The sequence below is a fragment of the Affinundibacterium macrobrachii genome (genome assembly GCF_014652415.1).
GTDB classification, from domain to species: Bacteria; Pseudomonadota; Gammaproteobacteria; order Burkholderiales; family Burkholderiaceae_D; genus Undibacterium; species Undibacterium macrobrachii.
This window is the reverse complement of the sequence record NZ_BMYT01000003.1, coordinates 291532-313537: the sequence shown is the minus strand read 5'-3', so window position 1 is coordinate 313537 and position 22006 is coordinate 291532. Positions and strand designations below refer to the sequence as shown.

General features: G+C 43.8%; 22 protein-coding genes and 1 tRNA gene. 19 read left to right on the top strand and 4 right to left on the bottom strand.

From position 1 onward, the window contains the following. The first annotated feature begins 20 nt into the window (after positions 1-20). On the top strand, positions 21-404 hold the full coding sequence (gloA2, locus tag IE103_RS10310) for an SMU1112c/YaeR family gloxylase I-like metalloprotein (RefSeq protein WP_189346028.1): 384 nt from the start codon (positions 21-23) through the stop codon (positions 402-404). 89 nt (positions 405-493) lie between these two features. Then, positions 494-2290, top strand: a complete 1797-nt coding sequence (locus tag IE103_RS10305) for a tetratricopeptide repeat protein (protein WP_189346027.1) — start codon at positions 494-496, stop codon at positions 2288-2290. Positions 2291-2347: 57 nt separating this feature from the next. Here IE103_RS10305 and IE103_RS10300 read toward each other — a convergent pair whose 3' ends face one another. Continuing rightward, positions 2348-2851, bottom strand: coding sequence for a response regulator (locus IE103_RS10300; RefSeq protein WP_189346026.1), 504 nt, complete (start codon positions 2849-2851; stop codon positions 2348-2350). Positions 2852-3235: 384 nt separating this feature from the next. On the opposite strand from IE103_RS10300, the gene ybiB reads away from it, so the two are divergent. From ybiB to dnaG, 5 genes are all read left to right on the top strand, one after another. Then, a complete protein-coding gene (gene ybiB, locus IE103_RS10295; RefSeq protein ID WP_189346025.1) occupies positions 3236-4222 on the top strand; it encodes a DNA-binding protein YbiB in 987 nt (328 codons plus the stop codon). 76 nt (positions 4223-4298) lie between these two features. Beyond that, the gene (locus tag IE103_RS10290; RefSeq protein WP_189346024.1) at positions 4299-5519 is read left to right on the top strand and encodes a BaiN/RdsA family NAD(P)/FAD-dependent oxidoreductase; all 1221 of its coding nucleotides are present in this window, start codon (positions 4299-4301) and stop codon (positions 5517-5519) included. Positions 5520-5716: 197 nt separating this feature from the next. Beyond that, complete coding sequence (gene rpsU / locus IE103_RS10285; protein ID WP_186891961.1) at positions 5717-5929, top strand: 30S ribosomal protein S21; 213 nt, start codon at positions 5717-5719, stop codon at positions 5927-5929. A 168-nt stretch (positions 5930-6097) separates the two neighbouring features. Next, positions 6098-6544, top strand: a complete 447-nt coding sequence (locus IE103_RS10280) for a GatB/YqeY domain-containing protein (RefSeq protein WP_189346023.1) — start codon at positions 6098-6100, stop codon at positions 6542-6544. A gap of 86 nt (positions 6545-6630) precedes the next feature. Then, positions 6631-8430 (top strand): DNA primase, encoded by a 1800-nt coding sequence (gene dnaG, locus IE103_RS10275; protein ID WP_189346347.1) that lies wholly within the window; start codon positions 6631-6633, stop codon positions 8428-8430. Between the two features lie 252 nt (positions 8431-8682). On the opposite strand, the gene IE103_RS10270 is transcribed toward dnaG, so the two are convergent. Then, positions 8683-9288 (bottom strand): hypothetical protein, encoded by a 606-nt coding sequence (locus IE103_RS10270; RefSeq protein WP_189346022.1) that lies wholly within the window; start codon positions 9286-9288, stop codon positions 8683-8685. Between IE103_RS10270 and rpoD the strand changes: the two genes are divergently transcribed. Together rpoD and IE103_RS10260 are read left to right on the top strand one after the other, a co-directional pair. Continuing rightward, complete coding sequence (rpoD, locus tag IE103_RS10265; RefSeq protein WP_229827216.1) at positions 9242-11824, top strand: RNA polymerase sigma factor RpoD; 2583 nt, start codon at positions 9242-9244, stop codon at positions 11822-11824. The two genes, IE103_RS10270 and rpoD, sit on opposite strands and share 47 nt — an antisense overlap. A 275-nt stretch (positions 11825-12099) precedes the next feature. Continuing rightward, positions 12100-12177, top strand: a tRNA-Ile gene (locus IE103_RS10260). A gap of 82 nt (positions 12178-12259) precedes the next feature. On the opposite strand, the gene IE103_RS10255 is transcribed toward IE103_RS10260, so the two are convergent. Both IE103_RS10255 and IE103_RS10250 read right to left on the bottom strand, forming a co-directional pair. Further along, the gene (locus tag IE103_RS10255; RefSeq protein ID WP_189346021.1) at positions 12260-13267 is read right to left on the bottom strand and encodes a phage integrase; all 1008 of its coding nucleotides are present in this window, start codon (positions 13265-13267) and stop codon (positions 12260-12262) included. A gap of 4 nt (positions 13268-13271) precedes the next feature. After that, entirely contained in the window at positions 13272-13988 is a 717-nt protein-coding gene (locus IE103_RS10250; RefSeq protein WP_189346020.1) for a hypothetical protein, read from the bottom strand. A 397-nt stretch (positions 13989-14385) separates the two neighbouring features. Between IE103_RS10250 and IE103_RS10245 the strand changes: the two genes are divergently transcribed. The 10 genes from IE103_RS10245 (at position 14386) to IE103_RS10200 (ending at position 21729) form a co-directional block, all read left to right on the top strand. Beyond that, positions 14386-14565: a hypothetical protein gene (locus IE103_RS10245; RefSeq protein WP_189346019.1), complete on the top strand. Its 180-nt coding sequence runs from the start codon at positions 14386-14388 to the stop codon at positions 14563-14565. Continuing rightward, positions 14562-15944: a replication initiation factor domain-containing protein gene (locus IE103_RS10240; protein WP_189346018.1), complete on the top strand. Its 1383-nt coding sequence runs from the start codon at positions 14562-14564 to the stop codon at positions 15942-15944. Before IE103_RS10245 ends, IE103_RS10240 begins: the two co-directional genes overlap by 4 nt. Before the next feature lie 8 nt (positions 15945-15952). Next, a complete protein-coding gene (locus IE103_RS10235) occupies positions 15953-16264 on the top strand; it encodes a hypothetical protein (protein WP_189346017.1) in 312 nt (103 codons plus the stop codon). 220 nt (positions 16265-16484) lie between these two features. Next, positions 16485-16772 carry a hypothetical protein gene (locus IE103_RS10230; RefSeq protein WP_189346380.1) on the top strand — a complete coding sequence of 96 codons (288 nt, stop codon included), beginning with the start codon at positions 16485-16487 and terminating at the stop codon, positions 16770-16772. Between the two features lie 47 nt (positions 16773-16819). After that, the gene (locus tag IE103_RS10225; protein ID WP_189346016.1) at positions 16820-17038 is read left to right on the top strand and encodes a hypothetical protein; all 219 of its coding nucleotides are present in this window, start codon (positions 16820-16822) and stop codon (positions 17036-17038) included. A 175-nt stretch (positions 17039-17213) separates the two neighbouring features. Then, positions 17214-17444 carry a hypothetical protein gene (locus tag IE103_RS10220; protein WP_189346015.1) on the top strand — a complete coding sequence of 77 codons (231 nt, stop codon included), beginning with the start codon at positions 17214-17216 and terminating at the stop codon, positions 17442-17444. Next, the gene (locus IE103_RS10215) at positions 17441-19009 is read left to right on the top strand and encodes a hypothetical protein (protein ID WP_189346014.1); all 1569 of its coding nucleotides are present in this window, start codon (positions 17441-17443) and stop codon (positions 19007-19009) included. The genes IE103_RS10220 and IE103_RS10215 overlap by 4 nt, the downstream gene beginning before the upstream one ends. Before the next feature lie 7 nt (positions 19010-19016). After that, on the top strand, positions 19017-19331 hold the full coding sequence (locus IE103_RS10210) for a DUF2523 family protein (protein WP_308426981.1): 315 nt from the start codon (positions 19017-19019) through the stop codon (positions 19329-19331). 2 nt (positions 19332-19333) lie between these two features. Next, positions 19334-20416: a zonular occludens toxin domain-containing protein gene (locus tag IE103_RS10205; protein WP_189346013.1), complete on the top strand. Its 1083-nt coding sequence runs from the start codon at positions 19334-19336 to the stop codon at positions 20414-20416. Continuing rightward, positions 20413-21729 carry a type II secretion system protein GspD gene (locus IE103_RS10200; protein WP_189346012.1) on the top strand — a complete coding sequence of 439 codons (1317 nt, stop codon included), beginning with the start codon at positions 20413-20415 and terminating at the stop codon, positions 21727-21729. The genes IE103_RS10205 and IE103_RS10200 overlap by 4 nt, the downstream gene beginning before the upstream one ends. Positions 21730-22006 lie beyond the last annotated feature (277 nt).

Genomic DNA, 22006 nt, shown 5'->3' with positions numbered 1-22006 from the left:
AAATTGAGTGTCTCACCCTTATGCTACTCAAAATCCATCACGCTGCCATTATTTGTTCGAACTATGAATGTTCTAAGCGGTTTTATGTCGAGACTTTAGGCTTGCGGGTCGTGGCCGAGCATTATCGCGCAGAGCGCCAATCTTATAAATTGGACTTGGCGCTCCCAGATGGTGGGCAGATTGAGTTGTTCTCGTTTGCTAATGCACCGGCAAGGCCTTCTTATCCTGAAGCGCGAGGCTTGCGCCATCTTGCATTTGTGGTCAGTGATATTGAAAAAAGTAGGCAGGATTTGCTTGCAAAGGGATTGCTGCCAGAGCCAATTAGAGTAGATGAGTACACCAAGAAGCGTTTCTTTTTCTTCTCAGATCCAGACGGATTGCCATTGGAACTGTATGAACAATAAAGTGCAATTGCGCTTTGAAACGTTAAGTTGATGAATAGAGATTTTTAGATAGAACAAAAAAAGCAGTACATGCAATTGAGGGAACGAGAATGCAACACCCAGATTTTGATGAATTTAAGCAACGCTACAGAGCAGCTCAGTATGAACAAGCATTGATGTTGATCGATCGATTGATTACGAAATTTCCGCATTCGGGTGCATTGCGATGGCATCAATTTAATTGCTTAGAAAAATTAGAGCGTTTTACTGAAATTCCTGCTGTTCTAGAGGTGGTACTGCAGCGTATGCCAGATTATGTGCCAGCTTTACTTAAGCGTGTTTTGTATGCAGATTGCTACTTAGATCAACAAGCTCCTTTACATGCCGATGATGATTATGCGCAAGATGCACAATCTGCTGATGTGCGCAAAGCGAGGGAGAATCGTGATGTCATTCAGCGTGAGATTGAGCAGCGAAATATTTCAGATCTGCGTCGTGTTATTCGTCTTGCTGATACCGTCAATACGAGCACATCCTTGCCTGTCGCACAGTTGGCGCAAGCCCAATTCTTGTTAGCAAATGCATTGCGTTATTCTGAATCGGAACAAGTGAGTGAAGAGAGCGTAGCCGAGGCGCATAGACTTATCGATCAAGCGATTCTGCTTTGTCCTCAACATCTTGAGTATCGTTTGGCACGTGCAGATGCCGCGCGAAGTCGAGCTTTGGTCGTGTTAGAAAATCAAAGTATAGACGCCGAGCCTAGCGCGGAAATAGTTAGTACGCTTTCTGGAGTGCGATATAAGCGAGCAGATTTGGAAGCCGCTGCTGAGGATTATCAATACTGTTGGGAACAAGGAAAGTCAGCTGGTCATGCGATGAAACTAGCTAGTACACTGCATGATCTGGGGCGCTATGAGCAGGCGTTGAATGTTTATGATAGTGCTTTGGCGCAGATGCCAGTAGATGCACCCCATCGAGAGTACTTTATCGAGAGACGAAAGCTATCTGAGAATAATGGCGCAGGAGAACGGGAACAGATGGCGCAATTGATGCTCAGTGGCTTGGACAATGGGAGTAAGGATCGTAGTTTGCAAGACAGTATGGCGACGCAGGCTATGCTCGGTGCGGCACAAGCGATTCGAGATGGTGCTTCTGTTTCTGATGCTATCGCTGCGCACATGAGTGATGACCCCGATACGATGCAAGCGATGAATATCGCACGGCAAATATTAAATGTCGCGCATGAACCGCCGCCAGAACTACTTGAGGTTGATGCAGGTGATTATCCTGCATATCAGCGACAGTACTGTCAGAAAATTCAAAAGGCGGCTGAAAAAATTGGCATGATCAAAATCGCTGACGCGGAAGCGATGGGATTATTCAACGTATTGGGACAGCATGTGATGTTGCGTTTGTTTCGGGATGAGTCTGGAGAAATTGGCTTAGCATCATTTACGATGAAACCAAAATGGCCAGGATTGATTGCATTTTTAGTGATGTTCTTGACAGGAAAATGGAAGCAACACCAGATGATAGAGTGCGTTACCACCTTTGATGACGGTGCAATGATTACGACACAACCGCAAAGTATTTCGCCGTTTGAGTACGGCGGGAAAATCATACAAAATAAATTATCTCCCAATATTGGTGTCGCAGAATTGGTAGCGGCACATCAACAAAGCATTGCTAATTATGTTAAGGCTAATTCAAGTGCACAAAGTATTCGCGTTAGTGATTTGGCTGGAGTTGAAGCGCGATGGGTTGCTGGGCAAGAGCTTAAGGCTGCATATCGTGAGTCAATTAATTACATCAGCGATCAAGAGTTAAGGGGGATGCTGGGTGCACACTATGAGCGGTTCGCCGAAAAAATACGTGAGCAGATCAAAGTGATGACAGCATATTCTTGAACATCAACGCCCGTAACGATCAAATGCGTGAGTCTTGCAGATCGTTCGGGCGTTGAATTAAGTGGCGCTTGGTATAGTTGCTTTAGCCGGGGAGTTGTAGGCAACGACCAAATCTAGCATCTCGATAATTTTTTCACGAGTGATCGGTTTTTCAAAACTTGCATGGACTTTTAAGCCCTGAATGCGTGCAATTTTTTCAGCTAAATTGAGAATAGGCCCATTGTAATTCGCAAGCGCCCAATGTTGGTCAACTGGAGGAACTAAGTTGTGACCAGAAATAATTAAAATATCTGCTTGGCAGCCATCAAGTGCTAAGTGACTTAATAACTCCATTCCACCTAATTGTGGCATACACAAATCGCAGATAATCAAATTAGGACGTACTTGCGCTTGGCGATATTTATTTAATCCTTCAAAACCATTTTTTGCCAACACGATAGAAGCGACACCCAGATCACGTAAGGTGACTTTCATTACCTCTAAAAGAAACTCGTCGTCATCAACGAGAAGGACATGCAGCTTGGCATAGGCAGCATTAGCGTCGGGATTTTGGCTCATCATGATAGGGAAGACTTTTTAACTGAATGCAAACAAGTATAGCGAAACTTATTTGGAAACGACAATGATTTCCTAAAGAGTAAGAGATTGATCATCACTTGTCGTCGCATCGATACATATTTCTATGTCTTGCTTTGCTTAATTGGAGAATGCAGCGTCATTGTATGTCTCTTGCTATGATGGTAAATACAATGATCGATAGTATAGATATTGTCATGAACTCTAGTTCAAGTGCATGTCGAAGTTTTGATCTGTTTAGTTTTGTTTGCCAATTTATACAAATTTTCGGTCGGATATAAATCCGATTTCAGCCCAATTCAGCTTTAATACAAATACCAAATACAAACACAATTCACGCCTAATTCGTGTTTTGTTTGAGTCAAATTTATGAAAAATTCACAAGATAAATTAAGCGCTCAGCCTTTCTTAGCGGCTGCTTACATCAAAGAAATTGGACGAGGTAAGGAAGGTGCACGCGACCTGTCGCGAGATGATGCGAATCAACTCTATGCAGCGATTCTTGATCAACGTGTGAATGATTTGGAGTTGGGTGCCATCTTGATCGCCATGCGTATTAAAGGTGAGTCGATAGAAGAAATTGCTGGCTTTCTTGATGCCGCAGAGGCGCATATGCAAGTTCTCATTGCACCAGGAAATTCTTCGTATGCACCGATCGTTATTCCCAGCTATAACGGCGCTCGTAAGCGACCAAATTTGACGCCCCTTCTTGCCATGCTATTGGCGCGTGAAGGTGTGCCAGTCTTGGTGCATGGAATGCTTCATGATCCTGGACGAGTAACAAGTGCGGAGATTTTTGCTGAATTAGGTATCGAAGCTGCATCTGACCTCGCACAAGCGCAGCAAAATTTATCACAAACAAGTTTAGCCTTGGTGCCAATTGCGGTTTTAGCACCAGCAATGCATAGAATTCTCGAGTTGCGCAAAATTCTTGGTTTGCGCAATTCGACACACACCTTAGTAAAAATCCTGCAACCATTTGCGGCGCAAGCATTGCGCCTTACTTCCTATACGCACCCAGAATACCAAGTGATGTTGGATCGTTATTTTCGTGAATTGGCACCGCATCAGCGCGGCGCAGTTTTATTGATGCGAGGCACCGAAGGTGAGACGGTTGCTAGTACAGGGCGAGCTCAACAAATTGATTGTTATTGGAAAGGCGAGCATACGATATTGCAAGAGACGACATCTCAATTGCTCGCAGAACCTGAAAATTTGCCCACGGGTATTGATGCACAGAGTACTGCTAAGTGGATCAAAGAAGTGCTGAATGGCGAACAAGCGGTTCCATTGAATATTGCAAAGCAAGTCGAGCATTGCATGCAGCTGTCGAAGCAATTGCATCTTAATAAATAGAAAGCGGTGCGCCAGTTTTCCTTTACAATGCGCGCCTTAATTAATGTCTTTAATGTTTTATATCGAGAAATCCAAGATGGCTGATGAATTTACCTCCACATACGATGTGATCGTGATTGGCGCTGGAGCTGCTGGCATGATGTGCGCTGCGGTCGCTGGTCAGGGCGGTAAAAAAGTATTGGTACTCGATCATGCCGTCAAGTTGGCTGAGAAAATTCGTATTTCAGGAGGTGGTCGCTGTAATTTTACAAATTTGCATGCGACACCAGCTAATTTCTTGTCAGAAAATCCGCATTTTTGTAAGAGTGCTTTATCGCGTTATACGCCACAAGATTTTCTTAGTTTGGTGAAGCGCTACCATATTGCTTTTCACGAAAAGCACAAAGGGCAATTATTTTGCGATGAATCTGCTGAAGACATTATTCGTATGTTAAAGGCTGAATGCGATCTTGGTCGCGTTCAGTGGAGAATGTCTTGTGGTGTCGACGAAATACAGAAATTTGAACATGGATTTATCGTACAGACTGCTCAGGGAAGGTTCCTCACAGCCAATGTCGTGATCGCGACTGGTGGCTTATCTATTCCAAAAATTGGTGCAACAGATTTCTCTTATCGTGTCGCGCGGCAATTTGGATTGAAAATTGTAGAGCCAAGGCCTGCATTGGTTCCACTGACTTTTGATGCGCCTAGCTGGGCGGCCTTTGTGCCGATGGCAGGTATTTCTTTAGAAGTTGATATAGAAACCGGAGAGAAGAAAAACAAAATTGTTTTCCGTGAAGACTTACTATTTACGCATCGTGGTTTATCAGGCCCAGCTATTTTGCAAATATCAAGTTATTGGCAGCCTGGACAGAGCATTCGAATTAATTTGCTGCCAGAGGTGGCGCTGGCAGATGAGTTAATTGACGCTAAAACCACTAGTAAAAAAACTTTGGCAAATTTTCTTGCTGCGTACTTACCAGCAAGATTGGTTGATGGATTACTCGTTGCGCATGAGTTTGATGGCAGTGCAAAAATTGCAGATATGCAGGACAAACGACTACGTTTATTGAGTGAAAAGATTAGTCGCTGGGAATTATTGCCGAATGGTTCAGAAGGGTATCGAAAGGCAGAAGTGACCCGCGGCGGTGTGGATACGCGCGAACTCTCGCAGCAAACTATGATGGTAAATAAGTATCCCGGCCTTTACTTCATTGGAGAGGCGGTTGATGTAACTGGTTGGTTAGGGGGATTTAATTTTCAGTGGGCTTGGGCATCAGGGGTTGCTGCCGGGAAAGCAATTGCAGAAGCGCATTGAGCGTACTTCATTTGATACGTCATCCGATGCTTCACCTGAGCGATATATGGCTCGAATGCGTTCATTGTTTTCATGATAAATTTTCGACGTTTTGCCACACTTTTTTGCATAAGTTTTCATCAGTTAACTTCCCTATTTAAAAAAATCCTGTTATGATCTCGGTCTTCCTATAAATTTTTAACTGGTTCCGAACTTACATGACCACAATTCGCCTTAAAGAAAACGAGCCGTTCGAAGTCGCCATGCGTCGCTTCAAGCGCACCATCGAAAAGACCGGTCTGTTGACCGAATTGCGCGCTCGCGAGTTTTATGAAAAACCAACTGCAGAACGCAAGCGTCGTTTGGCAGCAGCTGTTAAACGTCACTACAAACGTATTCGTAGTCAGCAATTGCCTAAGAAGATGTACTAATCTTGTTTGGCATTGAGTCGGTTGCATAACAGCTTAATGTCTTACAGTATTTCTCAGCTTTAGGTTTGCATGCCCGCTCCGGTGTACCGCAGCGGGCTTTGTTATTTTCACTTTTTTATTTATGTAGCTTTGATTTTGCTGCGTAAAAGCATTATTCAAGAGGATGTCATGAGCTTAAAAGATCAAATTACCGAAGACATGAAAGCCGCCATGCGCGCTAAAGATTCTGCAAAATTAAGCGCTATTCGTTTGATCACTGCTGCGATGAAGCAAAAAGAAGTCGATGAGCGTGTAGAGTTGAATGACACCATGGTGTTAGCAATCATTGAAAAAATGATTAAACAGCGTAAAGATTCAATTAGTCAATTTGAAGCTGGCGGTCGTCAGGATTTGGCAGATATTGAAAAAGCCGAAATGGCGATTTTGTCGGCCTATATGCCTGCTGGATTGACTGAAGTAGAGATGCAAGCTGCGGTCAATGAGGCGGTTGCTGAAGTTGGTGCTACAGGCCCGCAAGACATGGGCAAATTAATGGCGGTTTTAAAGCCAAAACTAGCTGGACGCGCGGATATGACAGTCGTGTCTGCAATGGTGAAAGCTGCTTTAGCTAAGTAATTTTTTTTGCTTGGTGTTGTTAGATTGCGGCTTCGGAACCAGTTTTTCCGAGGCCGTATTTGTTTTTATTCCATGAGATTGTTGGCGTGATTCCACAAAGTTTTATTCAGGATCTGCTTGCCCGCGTCGACATTGTTGATGTAGTCGGTAAGTACGTGCAATTGAAAAAAGGTGGCGCAAACTATATGGGTTTGTGCCCGTTTCATAACGAGAAATCTCCTAGTTTTACTGTTAGCCCGACCAAACAGTTTTATCACTGTTTTGGTTGTGGTGCTCATGGGACTTCTATCGGTTTTCTGATGGAGTATTCGGGCCTTAGTTTTGTTGATGCTGTTAAAGATTTGGCGCTGAATAATGGCATGATCGTGCCTGAAGATGATCGTATGTTGCCAGCCCAAAGGGCCGAGGTAACCGCCAAAAGTTTGGCGCTAAGTGAAGTCATGACGAAGGCGTGTGATTTTTATCGTCAACAATTACGTGGTGCCGATAGGGCAATTCAATATTTGAAGAAGCGCGGTGTGACAGGTGAAATCGCAGCGCGTTTTGGTTTGGGTTATTCACCGGATGCATGGGATAGTTTAAGAGCTGTATTTGCGGATTATGGCGCAAGCGCCTTAGCAGAAGCAGGTATGGTCATCGATAAAAGTGATGACGAGGGCGCATATCGTAAACGTTATGATCGCTTTCGTGACCGAATTATGTTCCCCATCCGTAATACGAAGGGGCAAGTGATTGGTTTTGGTGGACGCATACTGGATCAAGGTGAGCCTAAATACTTGAATTCTCCTGAGACACCCCTATACCAAAAAGGCTTGGAGTTGTATGGCTTGTTTGAAGCGCGTCAAGCAATTCGGGACGCAGGTTATGCTTTGGTAACAGAAGGTTACATGGATGTGGTGGCCCTAGCGCAATTGGGTTTTCCACAAGCGGTTGCGACTTTAGGGACGGCATGCACACCGACTCATGTGCAGAAATTATTACGTCAAACCGATCACGTAATCTTTAGTTTTGATGGTGACAGTGCTGGTCGACGTGCAGCACGCCGGGCTTTGGATGCTTGCTTAGCGCACGTGAATGACAATAAGGTCATTAAGTTTTTATTTTTGCCAGTTGAGCATGATCCCGATAGTTTCGTGCGTGAATACGGCGCAGATGCATTTGCGAGCGAAGTGCAAAATGCCATGCCTTTATCACAATTTCTGATCAAGGAAGTGAGTGCTGATAACGATTTGGCTACTGCCGAAGGGCGGGCAAAAACTCAGTTTGAGGCCAAGCCTTTATTGCAGCAAATGGCTCCGTCGGCCTTGCGTTTGCAATTGGTCAGAAATTTGGCACAAATTACCCAGTCGACTGCGGCTGAGATTGAAGCCTTATTTGAATTAAGTCAGCCAGTTGCACGTGTAAAAATCGCACCACCCAAGAGTCGTCGTAGTGCGCCTGTTGGATTGGAGCGACAAGTGATGCGGATTTTAGTCGCGCATCCTTCTTTAGCTGTCATGATGACTCCGGCAATGATGGATTGTGCTGCCAAGATTGCACCAGATGGCGCCGATATGCTCAAGCAATTGGTGGCGCTTGCTCAACCTATGGGAGAGCAAGCCAATTTTGCAGCGCTGGCAGAAACCTTGCGTGCAACGAGTGCCGATTTTGATCCTTTGATTGCAGAAATCGCGGAGCAAACAGAATCTGAGATTGAGGTTGTCCGATTGGAGTTGGCGGGGGCTTTAAGGCAGATGCGAACACAAGTGCTCAAGCTAGAAATGGAACAACTGGCGCAACGAGGTTTGCGTGAAGCCGCTGATGTCGCACGATACCGAGAAATCATGCAGTTGCAAGACGTAATTCGGCGTGAGGCAGAGGCTGAATCGTCGAATAGCGTCCAGTAAATTATTTGTTGCACGATTCATTTTATTTTCGTAGTGTGAGTTGATGTAAGGAAATTAATTGAGCTGATATAAAATACTTGTTAATTGTCTACTTTTATGTGACATGGATGAGTCGGTTTTGATCTGCTTAGATTGATTAAAAGAGTGGCAAGTGGTATAGTTAAAGGCTTTCGATTCAAGGTCTTAGGTTGTTTTCATTCTTTGTCGCGGTCAGTTTTGTTTGTGACTGAAAGTAGTCAAAGAATGTGTTGTTTAGGTGAGCATATGCTCCTCCGAGTAACCCAAAACGCCGATGCTAAGAAATGTTGAATTTGATTTTTGTATGATTGTTCTGTTGCGTAATGTTGATTGGTAACAGTGCTTTATTTTTTTAAATTTCAAATAGCTTTTCAGCTTCGGTTGGTTTGATTCAATGGCTAGTGCAATGAAGAAACCCGCGAAAAAACTGACATCCGTAGTTACGAAGAGTACAACCAAAACCACTGCCACGAAAAAGTCGGCAAGTGTGTCAACAAAGGCGAGCGTTAAGCCCGCAGCAAAAACAGTCGTTAAGGCAACATCGAAAGTCCCAACCAAGCCAATCGCTAAGACAGCAAAGCCAGCTGCTAAAACTATAAAGCTTGCTGCCCCAGAGAAGGCAAAAGCGACACCTGCAAAAGCGATTAAGCCACGAAATAGTGCTGCTACAACTAGCGCATCAGCTAGCAAATCAGCTAATAAAAGTATTACAAAAAAGCCAGCTGCAATCGCCACAAAAGCAAAGATAGCAGACAAAACTCCTTCGAAAGTCAGCAAGACAAGTGCAGCCAAAATGAAGGAACAACTAACATCAGTGAAAACGACAAAAGTCGCTGACAAAAAAGTCCTTGCGAAAGGTGCTAAAGCGCCTAAAGTAGAGCAGAAGCCAGTAAAATTGGTTCAGAGCAAGATTTCAAGTAAAGATGTAAAATCGACGGTCAGTAAAAAGGAAGTTGAAGTGTCAAAAACACCTGCTACAAAAAACCAAGCTAAAGCGGAACCGAAGTTGAGCAAAGATGTCGAAAAAGCTGCAACAAAGCAAGTGAAGCAAACTGAAACACCGTCAGCCGCAACAAAGAAAGCCTCTGTGATTACTAAAGCATCTAACGCCAGTAGCAAAGCTGAAAAGACCGACAAAGTTGAAAAAGACGAAGCCAAGTCAGTCAAGAAATCAGCGAAAGCAGTCAAGTCTGAAAAAGCTCCAGAAGTGCAAGAAATTAAGACTGGATCTGCACCTACCGTCAGTCAAACGACTGATGCTGCGCTGTTGGCGAGTATCGACACTTCCAGCTATGTTTTACCTGGTGTGAAAGTACCGGGCCGTCGCGGTCGTAAGCCAAAAGAATATCAGCCTGAAAACGAAGAAATGGCAGCGCTCAATGCGGTTGAACGTGCTGAGATGAAAGCGCTCGATAAGGCAAAAGCAAAAGATCGTAAAGCCAAAGAAAAAGCACTTTTAAAAGATGCATTTTCTGCAGATCCTGAAGCGACCGCAGAAGAATTAGAGCGTCGTCGCCAGCGTCTGAAAACCCTTATTAAAATGGGTAAAGATCGTGGCTATTTGACCTTCGCAGAAATAAATGACCACTTGCCTGAGAATGTTGTCGATCCAGAAGCGATCGAAGGCATTATTAGCACCTTTAATGACATGGGCGTGGCTGTTTATGAGCAAGCGCCTGATGCAGAAGCATTGTTGTTGTCGGACAATGTAGTTACTGTCGCAAGTGATGATGATGAAGTCGAAGCGGCAGCTGAAGCGGCCTTGTCCACAGTAGACTCCGACTTTGGTCGCACCACTGATCCAGTTCGCATGTATATGCGTGAGATGGGGACGGTCGAGTTGCTGACGCGCGAAGGTGAAATTGTTATCGCGAAAAAGATCGAAGAAGGTCTGAAAGACATGATTCAGGCGATCTCTGCGTGTCCAACCACGATCGCAGAAATTCTCGCACAAGCAGATCGTATCGCCAGTGATGAAATTAAAGTCGATGACATCGTTGACGGATTAGTTGATCCGAACGCAGAAACTGAAGAAGAAAAAGCACCTGTCGTTGCTGCGGAGAGTGACGAAGACGACGAGGACGAAGAAGACGAGGACGAAGAGGAAGAAGAGGAAGAAGACGGTGCTGCTGTTGCTGCTGGAATTTCAGCCGAACAATTAGAGCAATTGAAGCGTGATTCATTAGCAAAATTTGCGACTATCTCTGAGAACTTCGACAAGATGCGTAAGGCCTTTGAAAAAGAAGGCTATAACTCGAAGAATTATATTAAGGCGCAAGAAGCCATCTCGAATGAATTGCTTGGTATTCGTTTTACCGCCAAAGTGGTGGAAAAATTGTGTGACACCCTGCGTGGTCAAGTCGATGAAGTGCGTCACGTTGAGAAGCAAATTTTAGATGTCGTGGTGAATCGTTGCGGTATGCCGCGTTCCCATTTCATCAAAGTGTTTCCAGGTAATGAAACCAATCTTGCTTGGATCGATGGTGAGGTAAATGCAGGCCATTCTTACAGCGCAATTTTGGGTCGCAATGTGCCTACCGTTCAGCAATTACAGCAAAAATTGATCGACTTGCAAGCGCGTGTCGTATTGCCATTGCCAGATTTACGTGGCATCAATAAAAAGATGTCCGCGGGCGAAATGAAGGCACGCAAAGCAAAACGCGAAATGACCGAAGCGAACTTGCGTCTGGTAATTTCTATCGCGAAAAAATATACAAACCGCGGATTGCAATTCTTGGATTTGATTCAAGAAGGTAATATTGGTTTGATGAAGGCAGTCGATAAGTTTGAATATCGTCGTGGCTACAAATTCTCGACTTATGCAACGTGGTGGATTCGTCAGGCAATTACGCGTTCTATCGCGGATCAAGCGCGCACAATTCGTATTCCTGTGCACATGATCGAAACCATCAATAAGATGAATCGTATCTCTCGTCAGATTTTGCAAGAAACAGGTGCAGAACCAGATCCAGCGACGCTCGCGATCAAGATGGATATGCCGGAAGATAAGATTCGCAAGATTATGAAAATCGCGAAAGAACCGATTTCGATGGAAACACCAATCGGGGATGACGATGATTCTCATTTGGGTGATTTTATCGAAGACAATCATACGCTCGCACCAGCCGACGCTGCTCTACACGCGTCGATGCGTAATGTAGTGAAGGATGTGTTGGATTCATTGACCCCGCGTGAAGCAAAAGTCTTGCGTATGCGTTTCGGTGTTGAAATGTCGACTGACCATACCTTGGAAGAGGTCGGTAAGCAATTTGATGTGACACGCGAGCGCATTCGCCAAATAGAAGCAAAAGCGCTGCGTAAGCTGCGCCATCCATCACGTTCTGATAAATTGAAAAGCTTCTTAGAAGGTAATTAAAACTTCTGTTCAACTCAGAGATGAGTCTTGAGAGTTTTGGATAAAAGCTGTACGAAAATAAAAATCGTGCGGCTTTTGTTTTTGGTTTGATTGTTCTGAGTTTTATTGATTTGAATTTACGGTAATGACATTTACCTAGCCGATAAATACACTGTAAATACTGGATGAATACCCGATCAAATCAAGCATTTCACCAAGCTAAGCCTTGTGCCGACTATGCCGTATGTAATACAATGAGCCCTCTTTTTACGAAGCGAAGTTTGCTCAGTAAAATAGGGCCTCTAGCTCATGCTGGTTAGAGCAGCGGACTCATAATCCGTTGGTACCGTGTTCGACTCACGGGAGGCCCACCAAAAATACGTAATTAAAACAAGGGATTGCATTTATTTGCAGTCCCTTTTTTATTTTTACTTTCTCGAAAAGTACAACGGAAGTTCAACAGACATTTAGATGGGCAAGTGGATTGAGATTGCGAGTCTCTTGTAGGTGTTCTGGAGATAGGTGTGCGTAGCGCATAGTCATGGTTAGGCTATGGTGTCCAAGTACCTTTTGAAGCGAGAGAATATTTCCTCCGTTCATCATGTAATGGCTTGCGAAAGTGTGTCGTAGAATGTGCGTTAGCTGACCCTCAGACAGTTTTAGTTTTGCGGTTGTTAGAGCCACTCTAAACGCGGAATATGCCGTAGTGAATAGTCTCTCTCCAACGCCACGTTTTTCATAATGTTCTTCAAGGCCTTTTTGTAGTTTTTGACTAATTGCAACTGCACGGGCTTTACTTGATTTCGTTTGAACGAATTGGATTAAGCCGTTTTGAATTTGTGATGATCGCAGGCTTTCTGCCTCTCCCCATCTTGCACCAGTTGCCAAGCAAACTTTAGCCACCAGTTCGACGTGTTCATTCTCAGATTTTGAAAGCTGAGATAATAGCGTTGCTATTTGTTGAGATGATAGATAAGACAGTTCTGTTTCATCAATTTTGAACGCACGCAATTTCGAAAGAGGATTTTCTTTCTTCCAGTGTGAAAGCCTGATTGATTCATTGAACACGGCACGAAGGTATGCCTGCTCGCGGTTCATCGTATTTGGTTTTATCCCAGATTCAATTCGCTTCAAACGATACTCTGCGAATTGATCTGGAGTGAAGGATTCAGCTTTTGGGTTACCCATTGCTTCGCACATCGCGTGCAAAATACGCTTCCGACCTTCACCGTCTTTTAATCCGGTGCCATGGTGTTTGTACCAGAGATCTACTAAGTCCGAAAGGTGACGGTGATCAGCTTTGGGTGGTTGCCATTCGGGTGTTGATTGAACTTTAGCTTGTACAAATCTTTCCCAAGCTAGCGCATCTGCTTTTGTAGGGAATGTCTTCTTCAATCGTTTCCCTTTGCGTCCTCCTGGTTGAATATTGACTTGCCAGCCGGTTTTTACTGGTTTTATTGTCATAGGTTTAGATTTTGGCGTTGGTGGACAATAGTGTCTCGTGCCGTGTTTTCCATTCGTGGTGTCTTGCTATTTGAATATCAAGATCATGTATCTTTGATTTTATTGATTCGTTCTTGATTTCGATTTCATTCCTTTTTGCGTTTTTCTCGATTTGCTCTAGCTTATTTTTGGCGAGTTGCAACATTCTTTCTGTATCTTCGTAACCAAATTTTGGTAAGTAAACGTCGATAAGTATTTCAATCCAACGTAAATCATCTAATAGGCTGACTGTGATTTGATTTTTGTTTACTTGTTCGTTGTTTGTTTCTAGATGGTGCTTATTCCGTTTGGTTGTATCGTGTATTTTTTGCGATAGTTCATTCGTTTCATCCTCAAGCCAAATCTTTGCGAATTTTTCATTTTCGACGTTCCATGCGCTAACAGCAACCAAGTAGTGAACGCTGCTTTCCTGAATTTTTGATTCTCTTGGAAATCCCGTTCCTTTTGGAGATCTATGCCCAAAATCTGAGTCGTTGATACCCGTTGAAATCCAGAATGCATATTCAGGCCATCTCGTCGTCAATGCTTCCAGCATTCCAAGCGTTGCTCGTTGTTTCCCATTAAGAAATTTTCTCCATGTTTCAGAGGATATCTCCGTGAGATCTTCGAGTGTTTGGGTTCTTCCCTTGCTTTCGATCAAATTTTCGATAGCAAAGCGCAAACGGTCAGAAATTTTTTCCATTTTGTTGACATTTCAGTTTAACGGATATATATTCCATTAAACGGATAAATTATCCGTTTAATGGAATTAAAATCCTCTTTGTGGATGTGTATTCTAATTATGACGCTTGTATTTCAATTTGCAAGTGAAAGTGTTCTTAATCTTCGTGTCGAATTAATCTTGAAAGGGACAAAGTGAGTGCTAACGAAAAAATTCCTATGCTTTTTAAGTCTCCCTCTTTGTCTCCTTTAGTGAGTCGCGAGCACTTTGCAGAAATGCTTTTTGGAAGCCGAGAATCAGTCGGAATTGTTATCGGAATGATAAATAAAGGCTACCTCCCAACTGTTTCCATCGGGAAATATTCTTTTATTAATTTAGCCATTTTGCATAAACAATGCCTCGAAAAGGAATTCTCTTTATGAAACAGCTTTCAGATAAATTCACCCGCGATGCATTTGATAAGCCTGCTCGCGGTCGCCCCAGGAGCCCAAATGCTAAGTCTTTAGCGCAGCGCCAGCGCGAATTTCGTCAACGCCAAAAATTCAATTTCTTAATTTCCGTTACGCGTAACGTAAATCCTAAAGAGGTTAATCAATGAGTCAGATTAAGCGTTTGGATGACGATCTACGAAATAAGCGCGGCAAGCAACAGCCCGCCCGCAGCGGCGTTAGCCGCGAGGACGGACAGATGCGCGTCCGTGCTGCGTCACAAAGAGAGGGCGCAAAAGCCTCTGATATCCCCCCTACAGTAAACACGGGGGAACGTATAGCGAAAGACGCAGATGTGAATCAAGTTCCAACGGCGCTTTCACAAAACAATAATCCGCACGTTCCAAATCAAGAATTAATTGAAGCATTTCAATCACCAACTAATTCACCAATTCAGCTTTGTATGCGAGACGGGAAGGTAGTCATGCAGATGGTGCGCATTCCAGCTAAAAGCGAATGCTGTGCTATCGACACACTCCGCGTGACCATGCACGAAAAAACCATCTTCAATAAGGGTTTTAGAGCGCTAATTTCTGATGATGATGTTGCTAGAGCATTTTCTGAATCGATTGAAAATATTTTCGGATTCGGTATTACCAAGAAATACGACAAGGGACGTGACTTCTTTGCGCATGCTTGGGAGCTAGGCGATAACTATGGTCACTTCGCTATGGGCGGTATGCGTCAACGTGATTCAATCCTGATAGCGATCAATGGGCAGGGTTGCCTTGCAGCGCGTCAAGGTTGGGAATTACGCCTTTATCAATTTCTCACTTCGTCAGAGTGCGTATCACCGCGGATCACGCGTGTAGATTTAGCTCACGATGATTTTGATGGTACGCAACTCTCAGTACATGACTTCGATAGAGCGTGGGATGAGGGAGGATTTGATCGCTTTGGTAATCGCCCTGAGCCACAAAATTACGGTAGTTGGAAAAATAATGATCCCATGGGTAAAGGACTGACTTTTTATGCCGGAACAAAAAGTAGTAGTCAATTATTTCGTGGCTATCAAAAAGGAAAGCAACTAGGTTCACCGGATAGTCCGTGGATACGTGCCGAAGTTCAATTTAGTAACCACGACAAAATTATCCCGTTTGAGATTTTGATTGATCCATCAAGCTACTTTGTTGCTGCCTATCCAATCCTTCAACAATACAGCCCCAACACCACCGGTAAGCGTACAGAAACTGTTCGGAAGATGGCTGATGCAGGTATTGAGCATTTCACTAAATACACCAAGCTTGGTTATGGAAAATTCATTCGTATCGCGAGACAAATTTATGGTGATACAGAGTTTTTAAATCTAGTTCAATCAGATGAAGAGGAATGGCCTGCACGTCTGCGTATGCCAGGTTACGCATTTTCCTCTACACCTCTTCATAGGCAGCCACCAGAATTTTCACACGTACCATTTATTTTAACTGCATCGGATTACGGCTATCCCGATGGTGACAGTTCATTTAATAGCCAACCCACAAACCATTAGGAGCAGTCATGAAATTTCAAACAGAAGTCAAAGTATTAGGCATGAAATCCAGCAAAGGAAAAATGGATAACGGCATGGAGTTTGACAGCACTAAAGTGTACGTCGAGACACCGTTGGATGATTCAAAGGGTAATGCGAAAGGTGCTTCGGTAGCTGAATATAACTTAGGTTTATCCGAGGAGTTTAATAAGTATAAGCACTTGCCATTTCCATTTATGGCGACCGCGACAGTGGAAGTTGTTGTTAGCGGTAAAAATCAAAAAATGCAGTTGTCAGAATTAAAGCCGATTGAAATGGCAAAACAGCCGAAGGCGGCCTAATCATGCGGCGCGTTTTCATCGTGCAGGATAGAGAGAGCGCGCTATTTCTTTGTCCTTTATATGGCGATGTGAGCTATACGCAGTGGTTGCATGAGGCGGGGCATTTTGATGATGAAGAGTCTGCTATTGAAACCGCTAGCTTTCATTGCACAGAGGGATTCAATCTTTCATCGTTCTTTGTGAACACTAATGATGGTTGCAATTAGAGGTTAATAAATAGATGTCTGCTGGATCAATTCAAACGGTAGTGGTGTGCGTTCCTTCAGTGAGCGCAACCACTGCACAACAAGCAGTCTGCGCAAGAGTCGGTACGCAATTTTATGTGCCTGCAAAAGTGCAAGCATATCTCCTTGATCCAAGCAGAAAAAATGATATCGATGCAGCGTTAGGACAATTTGATTATGCCTATGCGGCGGGTATTTGGACGCTCGCATTCAGTATGGTGGTTGGTCTTTACTTTGTATCACACGGAATCGGTCAAGTTCTCGGCATGATACGTCGGGGTTGATGATGCGACTGGGCGCTTCCCCAGATTTTTTATGAAGGAGTTTTAACATGAACAAACATATTCAACGTGGTTTGGCATTGGTAGGTGCAATTGTTGTTTCCGGTTCTGCCTTGGCTCAAAATGGTCCTGATTTAACACCGTTAACTTCCGCCGTTAGCTTTGGTACTGTCGTAACAGCGGTGTTGGCGATTGCTGTTTCATTGGCGGGTGTTTACGTTGCAATTAAAGGTGCTAAAGCAGTTATTAGCATGATCAAAGGCGCGTAAGTTAGCGTAGCAGGAAAGGGGGCAAATGTTCCCTTTTTTGTTTCCTCTTAATTGCAGAAAAGGTGATGACGATGACCATTAATCAGCTTTGGTATTTAATTATTTTTGCATGGGGAATTGTCTGTGCTTGGGCAGTCATTAAAGGTATCGACAACCAATTCTAGGAGTAAGCGAAATGGAAAATAGCATCATATTTTTATGTCTAGCAGCTGTGTGGTGTGCTTATTGGTGCGCCGTTTTGGACGCATGCATGATTGGCTATGATAAGTGGTGGGAGCCGTTAGTTGTTGCAGCAGTCTTTCCAATTTACGCCATTTTGAAATTCGTATTGATCACAACAATTGGCTTGATGATGGTGATTGGCGCCGTGTATCTCATTCAATCATTGCTGAGTGTTTTCATATGAAGAAAATTCTTATCGCCTTAACGTTGAAGAAAATGGTTGTTCTGGTTGTACTCTTCGCCATGTTCTTACAACAGCAAAAAGTCTATTCACAAGTACCCGTTGTGGCACCCGCTGCAAATTTTGTAGTGAATCGCGCAATTGGTGGTGTGATTACTAGAACTGCGATTGCTCGGGGATTTGCGGCGAATGATCCTCGAATTGCTACTACCTTGGCTGGTGCGAGTAGTTCAATTACCGCGCTAAATGTTGCGGGTACAGTGGCAGGTGTTGGAATGGCGGTAGCCGGTGCGCCAGTTTGGTTGACGATTGCGGCAAGTATGGGAATCTTAGCGGTAGGTGGTGCGATCATTGCCGGTGGAACGTCGCTAATGTTAAACAACAATTCTTTAACTATTAATTCGTCAGGTTCTGCAAAGCCAGTGCCTTACACCCCCCCTTCACAAAATCCACAATATGACCCTTGGGGTGAGCATTACGGTGCCCAGGTGAGTATTTATCGTCTCTCCGATTGTTTTCCGTCACAAGCTTGCTATGCCTATCCTCCTTTACCCAATGTCAATATTCCCTATCAGCGCAATATTTATTCGAGTGACTCCAAAGCGGGAAAGGTCGCACTTGTCTATTGGAGCTTGAACGAACTCAAAGAAAAATTCTTTCCGGTCAAAGTGTACGACTATCAAAGTGGCGCTTTCAAAATAAAGACCTATTACACATGGGCGGTAGAGCCACATATTGAAAGAGCCGCGAGCGGTGTAAGTCGCCTAGTTGGGGTCGCCTCGACTGAGACCGTGTGTTACTTTCCAATAGATGAATGTGCGAATGCAATCGCTAGCGGTGTTGGCGCGTCGTTGTCAACTAATGGACCGATAACTAGACCTTGGAATTCTGATGACGAAAGAATTTTGATTTCTCCAACGGAGATTCCGCGGTCAGTACAAAATCTTGATGGATTAGTAGGGGCGATAACGCCATCAGAACTCGCTGAGAATATTTCACCGGATACTTTGGCAAAACTCGTTGATCAAGCTTGGATGCGTGCTGCCGCTCAGCCAGGTTACCAAGGTTTGCCGTACTCAGTCACGCAACCAGTGACGGTCGCTGATGTCTTGCCTTGGCTTGCGGAAAATCCAACGGCTGCACCAACTGTGAAAGATCTTTTAGCACCGGCGAATGATGTTGGCACGCTCACAGTTCCAGTTTCTCCAACCGTCACCGCGAGTGGCACTTCTTACAATCCTAATCCCTTGCCATTGCAAGATGTGAATGTAGTTAATGTCCCCAAAATTGATCTTGGTGCTGATCCTAAAATTCCAGCGCCTACGTTAGAACCGACACCATCTGCGCCTGAAATACTGTATCCATTAGTTTCGCTATTTCCTGAACTAAAAAACTATCAAACACCGCAGCATGTTGGTGAATGCCCGAAGCCACAATTTACGATTTTTGATAAGTCGATTGTGATGGATACGCATTGCACGATTGCTGAGCAACATCGACAAACGATTGCTGCAGTCATGTTAACCGTCTGGATTTTAGTCGGTATTTTTATTCTTCTTTCCGCTTGAGGTCGTTATGCCTGCTGCTCTGTTTGGCATTCTATTTTCTGCATTACAAAGTCTCCTTGGATTTGTCCTGCGTTCTGTAGTGGTGAAATTCGTCTTATTTTATGCCCTCTATTTTGTGGTCAGAGAATTCATTCCAGTATTGACTAGTTACGGTTTATTGCCTGGTGCGGGTAAGGCTGCTTCGCTGAGCAATTCCTTACTCAACATACCTAGTTCTGTTTGGTATTTCTTAGATTTGATGAGTTTTTCAAGCGGAGTTAGTGCTGTGCTTTCTGCCTATGTTACTCGCTTCATTATTCGTCGCATTCCCTTGATTGGTTGATTATGGCGATTAATGCGTATGTCGGTTTGCAAGGATCAGGGAAAACTTTTGAAGTCGTCTCTTCCCCCGTATTAGATGCGGTGTCACAAGGTCGTCGTATTGTGACGAATGTTGCTGGAATTAGTGAAGATCTGATTCATGAATATCTAGTCAATAAGCGTGATGCGCAGATAGATAAATTAGGTCAAATTATTCACGTGAAAAATGATCGTATCTTGGAACCGCAATTTTTCCCTGACGAGGAAAAGCCTGAATTGGAATCGGTGGTGAAGGGTGGTGATCTTGTTGTGGTTGATGAAGCTTGGCGTTTTTGGGGAACTGACAGTGGTAAGTTAAGCCACGAACATATGCAGTTCTTTCGTATGCATAGACATTATGTTCATCCTGAAACATCGGTTGCTTGTGATGTCGTTCTCATGACGCAAGACATCACTGGTTTGCATCGCTCAGTAAAGAACGTCATTGAGTTTGCATTCAGGATGCATAAACATAAGTCGCTCGGTTTCACCAAACGCTATCGAGTTGAAATTTATGAGGGGTGGAAACTGAACGGTAAGACTCGCATAGATGATCGCCAGAAAAAGTACAATCCTGAAATTTTTCCGCTGTATCAAAGCTACGCTGGTGGTTCTGGCACAGAGAATGCGATTGATAAACGCCAAAATGTTCTGGCAAATAAGCGTATGTGGATATTTGCTGTCATGGTACTTCTACTGGTATCGGGTGGTATTTACGGCGTGTCGCGGTCTCTTGATCAAGCTTCTGAAAGCAAATCGGTTAGTAGTGCAAGCACTAAGGTAACAGGCGCACAAGATCCGTCAAAAAGTTTGAGTGTACCTGATGAAGTGAAAACTACTCCCGTCAATACCGATGGGTTTTCTGATTCATGGCATGTCGTCGGTGAGTTTGAGTCTAAAAAAATGCGGTGGGTGGTTTTATCCAATCCATCAGGAAAACTACGTGTTGAATCACCTTCTATGTTTCATGGCACTGGCGCGATTCTGATTGGTGAGATTGATGGTGAGCGTGTATCGAGGTGGTCGGGTGGAGGCGATAAATCGATTGTTCCGCAGGTGGTTAAATGAGATTGATTTTCTTAATCATTTTGATCCTCCTTCAGGTTAGTGCATTTGCCAGCACCAACGCCATTACAGAGAAGAGCCAAAAGCAACGTGGAGTTAAGACTTCATTCGTTCCTACAAAAGACAGTCAAGATGTGAAGTTTGATTTTCAGTCGGTGAGTGTCGCTCAGGTGATTAGCCTTGTGTATCTGGAAGCTTTGAAGCAACCATATGTGATCGATCCTTCTGTGCTCAAAGATGATCGCTTAGTGTCGTTTCGATTTGATACCGGAAGTGGAAATTTAAAACTTTTTTGGCGTGAGTTTTTGGATTCATTGGGTTTTCAAATTGAAACGCGCAATGGTGTTGATTACCTTTTCTCAAAGAAGGTACCAGAGGAAATTAAACCAGTCACCGAAGTGTTTGTGTATCGTCCTCAGTATCGTCAAGTATCGTATTTAACGGGTCTTCTAACGCCACTATTTACCTCTGGCACATTCACTGTCAATCGTTCTGTGCATGCGACCGGTGGCGCGAAGAATCCACCTAATTCCGCCGCTCCTGGATCAGCTGCTTCTTTTATCGATCAAGATAGCGACACTTTGGTTTTTCAAGGAACGTCAGAGGAAGTTTCCAAGTTAAAGAAAATAATGCCTTTGGTTGATGTTGCTATTGGTGAAGTTGTGGTGAAATTGGTAGTGTATGAAGTAACGACCGGAAAAACTGAAGGATCGGCATTTGGTTTGGCGCTTAATTTGCTCGGTGGACGTTTCGGATTATCAATCGGTAATGTGAACAGCTTGGCAAATTCTATTTCGCTTAAATCTGCAAACATTGATGCGGCGTTATCTGCACTTTCAGGCGATACAAGATTCAACGCCATATCAACACCTCAGCTTAGAGTTAAATCAGGCACACAGGCACGCTTAACGGTCGGTCAGGACGTTCCAACACTTGGTGCTGTTACTTATTCGCAAAATGGTGGTCAGCCTGTTCAATCTGTTGAATATCGATCTTCTGGTGTGATTCTCGATTTATTGCCAGTGGTCAGAGAATCTTCAGTAGATATGACTATTGATCAGCAGATCAGTGATTTTGCAAAGACACAAACAGGCGTAAACAATTCACCCACTCTGACTAAACGTCAGTTATCTACTACCGTGAGCGTGGCAGATGGTGAGCTGGTGCTAATTGGTGGACTTACTCAAGACAAGAGTACGGATACGCATTCTGGCATGTCGTTTTTGCCGAAGCTTTTTCATACGAAAAGTAATGATGATTCAAGGACTGAAATTATATTGATGATTCAAGTGACGAAGGTGCAACAAGCGTTATAGTTTTAAATCGTATTTCTACATTGATTCAAACAATTTGGAGGCAGACACGAGATGCAAGTGAGGGACATAAAACGCAGAGCCGTTTTGAAGCAAAGAATGAATTCTAGAAAAATATTTCATCCACGAGAAAGTGTGGAATGGCCCATCATGTCACCGATTGGAGTTGAATTTGCTAGTAAATATTATGAAAAACTTGATGCCATTCGTGATGCAAAATTTAGAATGGAAAGTAGTTGATACTCTTTGTGTGATTCTCTATTAATTCATTTTTCTTTAA

What these genes read in the sequence shown, in the direction of transcription:
- gloA2 (WP_189346028.1), top strand. Translation starts at nt 21, where the DNA reads ATGCTACTCAAAATCCATCACGCTGCCATTATTTGTTCGAACTATGAA.
- IE103_RS10305 (WP_189346027.1), top strand. Translation starts at nt 494, where the DNA reads ATGCAACACCCAGATTTTGATGAATTTAAGCAACGCTACAGAGCAGCT.
- IE103_RS10300 (WP_189346026.1), bottom strand. Translation starts at nt 2,851, where the DNA reads ATGATGAGCCAAAATCCCGACGCTAATGCTGCCTATGCCAAGCTGCAT.
- ybiB (WP_189346025.1), top strand. Translation starts at nt 3,236, where the DNA reads ATGAAAAATTCACAAGATAAATTAAGCGCTCAGCCTTTCTTAGCGGCT.
- IE103_RS10290 (WP_189346024.1), top strand. Translation starts at nt 4,299, where the DNA reads ATGGCTGATGAATTTACCTCCACATACGATGTGATCGTGATTGGCGCT.
- rpsU (WP_186891961.1), top strand. Translation starts at nt 5,717, where the DNA reads ATGACCACAATTCGCCTTAAAGAAAACGAGCCGTTCGAAGTCGCCATG.
- IE103_RS10280 (WP_189346023.1), top strand. Translation starts at nt 6,098, where the DNA reads ATGAGCTTAAAAGATCAAATTACCGAAGACATGAAAGCCGCCATGCGC.
- rpoD (WP_229827216.1), top strand. Translation starts at nt 9,242, where the DNA reads ATGAAGGAACAACTAACATCAGTGAAAACGACAAAAGTCGCTGACAAA.
- IE103_RS10255 (WP_189346021.1), bottom strand. Translation starts at nt 13,267, where the DNA reads ATGACAATAAAACCAGTAAAAACCGGCTGGCAAGTCAATATTCAACCA.
- IE103_RS10250 (WP_189346020.1), bottom strand. Translation starts at nt 13,988, where the DNA reads ATGGAAAAAATTTCTGACCGTTTGCGCTTTGCTATCGAAAATTTGATC.
- IE103_RS10245 (WP_189346019.1), top strand. Translation starts at nt 14,386, where the DNA reads ATGAAACAGCTTTCAGATAAATTCACCCGCGATGCATTTGATAAGCCT.
- IE103_RS10240 (WP_189346018.1), top strand. Translation starts at nt 14,562, where the DNA reads ATGAGTCAGATTAAGCGTTTGGATGACGATCTACGAAATAAGCGCGGC.
- IE103_RS10235 (WP_189346017.1), top strand. Translation starts at nt 15,953, where the DNA reads ATGAAATTTCAAACAGAAGTCAAAGTATTAGGCATGAAATCCAGCAAA.
- IE103_RS10230 (WP_189346380.1), top strand. Translation starts at nt 16,485, where the DNA reads ATGTCTGCTGGATCAATTCAAACGGTAGTGGTGTGCGTTCCTTCAGTG.
- IE103_RS10225 (WP_189346016.1), top strand. Translation starts at nt 16,820, where the DNA reads ATGAACAAACATATTCAACGTGGTTTGGCATTGGTAGGTGCAATTGTT.
- IE103_RS10220 (WP_189346015.1), top strand. Translation starts at nt 17,214, where the DNA reads ATGGAAAATAGCATCATATTTTTATGTCTAGCAGCTGTGTGGTGTGCT.
- IE103_RS10215 (WP_189346014.1), top strand. Translation starts at nt 17,441, where the DNA reads ATGAAGAAAATTCTTATCGCCTTAACGTTGAAGAAAATGGTTGTTCTG.
- IE103_RS10210 (WP_308426981.1), top strand. Translation starts at nt 19,017, where the DNA reads ATGCCTGCTGCTCTGTTTGGCATTCTATTTTCTGCATTACAAAGTCTC.
- IE103_RS10205 (WP_189346013.1), top strand. Translation starts at nt 19,334, where the DNA reads ATGGCGATTAATGCGTATGTCGGTTTGCAAGGATCAGGGAAAACTTTT.
- IE103_RS10200 (WP_189346012.1), top strand. Translation starts at nt 20,413, where the DNA reads ATGAGATTGATTTTCTTAATCATTTTGATCCTCCTTCAGGTTAGTGCA.